This window comes from Acinetobacter sp. YH12137 (genome assembly GCF_013418535.1).
Classification (GTDB): Bacteria; Pseudomonadota; Gammaproteobacteria; order Pseudomonadales; family Moraxellaceae; genus Acinetobacter.
Genome location: NZ_VPBW01000084.1, coordinates 1 through 1658 on the forward strand (window position 1 = coordinate 1; position 1658 = coordinate 1658).

2 protein-coding genes are annotated in these 1658 nt (G+C 44.9%); one reads left to right on the forward strand and one right to left on the reverse strand.

Going from position 1 to position 1658, the window contains the following annotated elements; all coding sequences use genetic code 11:
* The first annotated feature begins 191 nt into the window (after nucleotides 1-191).
* On the forward strand, nucleotides 192-1007 hold the full coding sequence (locus FTU72_RS16145) for an APH(3')-I family aminoglycoside O-phosphotransferase (protein WP_000018323.1): 816 nt from the start codon (nucleotides 192-194) through the stop codon (nucleotides 1005-1007).
* Nucleotides 1008-1143: 136 nt separating this feature from the next.
* Here the strand turns inward: FTU72_RS16145 and FTU72_RS16150 are convergent, their stop codons facing one another.
* The gene (locus FTU72_RS16150) at nucleotides 1144-1545 is read right to left on the reverse strand and encodes a LysR substrate-binding domain-containing protein (protein WP_001183556.1); all 402 of its coding nucleotides are present in this window, start codon (nucleotides 1543-1545) and stop codon (nucleotides 1144-1146) included.
* Between the last annotated feature and the right edge of the window lie 113 nt (nucleotides 1546-1658).

The window sequence follows — 1658 nt, forward strand, 5'->3', positions numbered from 1 at the left end:
TACCAGCGTACGGCCCACAGAATGATGTCACGCTGAAAATGCCGGCCTTTGAATGGGTTCATGTGCAGCTCCATCAGCAAAAGGGGATGATAAGTTTATCACCACCGACTATTTGCAACAGTGCCGATAAAAATATATCATCATGAACAATAAAACTGTCTGCTTACATAAACAGTAATACAAGGGGTGTTATGAGCCATATTCAACGGGAAACGTCTTGCTCGAGGCCGCGATTAAATTCCAACCTGGATGCTGATTTATATGGGTATAGATGGGCTCGCGATAATGTCGGGCAATCAGGTGCGACAATCTATCGATTGTATGGGAAGCCCGATGCGCCAGAGTTGTTTCTGAAACATGGCAAAGGTAGCGTTGCCAATGATGTTACAGATGAGATGGTCAGACTAAACTGGCTGACGGCATTTATGCCTCTTCCGACCATCAAGCATTTTATCCGTACTCCTGATGATGCATGGTTACTCACCACTGCGATCCCCGGGAAAACAGCATTCCAGGTATTAGAAGAATATCCTGATTCAGGTGAAAATATTGTTGATGCGCTGGCAGCGTTCCTGCGCCGGTTGCATTCGATTCCTGTTTGTAATTGTCCTTTTAACAGCGATCGCGCATTTCGTCTCGCTCAGGCGCAATCACGAATGAATAACGGTTTGGTTGATGCGAGTGATTTTGATGACGAGCGTAATGGCTGGCCTGTTGAACAAGTCTGGAAAGAAATGCATAAGCTTTTGCCATTCTCACCGGATTCAGTCGTCACTCATGGTGATTTCTCACTTGATAACCTTATTTTTGACGAGGGGAAATTAATAGGTTGTATTGATGTTGGACGAGTCGGAATCGCAGACCGATACCAGGATCTTGCCATCCTATGGAACTGCCTCGGTGAGTTTTCTCCTTCATTACAGAAACGGCTTTTTCAAAAATATGGTATTGATAATCCTGATATGAATAAATTGCAGTTTCATTTGATGCTCGATGAGTTTTTCTAATCAGAATTGGTTAATTGGTTGTAACACTGGCAGAGCATTACGCTGACTTGACGGGACGGCGCTTCCCTACCCTCATGGCCGCCTCCCAGGAATCGACCCAGGTGCTTATCGTGGACATAATCCTTTACTCATAAATTTATCTTATTCCATTATTGTACCTGTCACGCAAAACTTGCAGAAAAGCCATAAACGCAGGAGAATCCTGTCGGCGGTGAGGATAATAAATATGGTAGCCGTCAAAATATGGACACCACTCGGTCAGAACAGCAATCAGCTTGCCGCTTTTGATATATCCATCTGCAACATACTCGGGAATATAGGCAATCCCCAGCCCGTCTAATGCTGCATCGAGCTGATGAATCGTGCTGTTCGCAATATATTGCCCTTTGACTTTCAGACTGAATTTCTGAGCATCTTTCTCGAATTCCCAGGCGTACAATCCACTCGTATCAGAATAGCGGACGTTAATGCAGTTGTGGTTCAAAAGATCCTGCGGCTTCCTGGGCTTAGCATAACGCTTAAAATGGCACTGTTGCAAAGTTAGCGATGAGGCAGCCTTTTGTCTTATTCAAAGGCCTTACATTTCAAAAACTCTGCTTACCAGGCGCATTTCGCCCAGGGGATCACCATAATAAAATGCTGAGGCCTGGC

Bases quoted from the DNA above. Each gene is read 5' to 3' on its own strand.
- FTU72_RS16145 (WP_000018323.1), top strand. From the start codon at position 192: ATGAGCCATATTCAACGGGAAACGTCTTGCTCGAGGCCGCGATTAAAT.